The sequence below is a fragment of the Yersinia rohdei ATCC 43380 genome (assembly GCF_000173775.1).
Classification (GTDB): domain Bacteria; phylum Pseudomonadota; class Gammaproteobacteria; order Enterobacterales; family Enterobacteriaceae; genus Yersinia; species Yersinia rohdei.
This window is the reverse complement of the sequence record NZ_ACCD01000089.1, coordinates 1-438: the sequence shown is the minus strand read 5'-3', so window position 1 is coordinate 438 and position 438 is coordinate 1. Positions and strand designations below refer to the sequence as shown.

The following is a 438-nucleotide window of genomic DNA, read 5'->3' as shown; positions in this document are numbered from 1 at the left end:
ACCTAACACGCTGCGCTGAGTATCAACCGCTTTCAGTGCTTTATCGATATCGGCCAACGGAGTCGTACCCGCAGCGGTACCAGCAGCAGCAACTTGGCCTTTCAGCACATCAAAACCTTCGGCTGCCACAGTACGGGCGTTGCCATTTACCGCTTCACCCGCATCTGTAGAGGTTTTCAGTGCTGTATTGTATAAGCCAGTATTGGTCGTTACTAAGGTCTTGGCAGTATCCCATGCAGTTTTAAGCGCCGCGTTCCCAGCATCAGCAGGATCGGCAGCAAATGCAGCCTCATAGGCCTTTTGCTTAACAGGCACATCATCAGTCGCAGTTTTAAGATCATCTTGCGCAGTTTTTAGGGCTGCTGTGGTGGTAAATTTATAGGTATTGATCGTATCACCTGAAACACCACCGGTACCCGCAGCCGCCAGGTTCCAGCC

General features: G+C 51.4%; 1 pseudogene. It reads right to left on the bottom strand.

What is annotated here, in order from left to right:
• Positions 1 to 438 (bottom strand): annotated as a pseudogene (locus YROHD0001_RS0119180) (flagellin FliC); the annotation flags it as partial.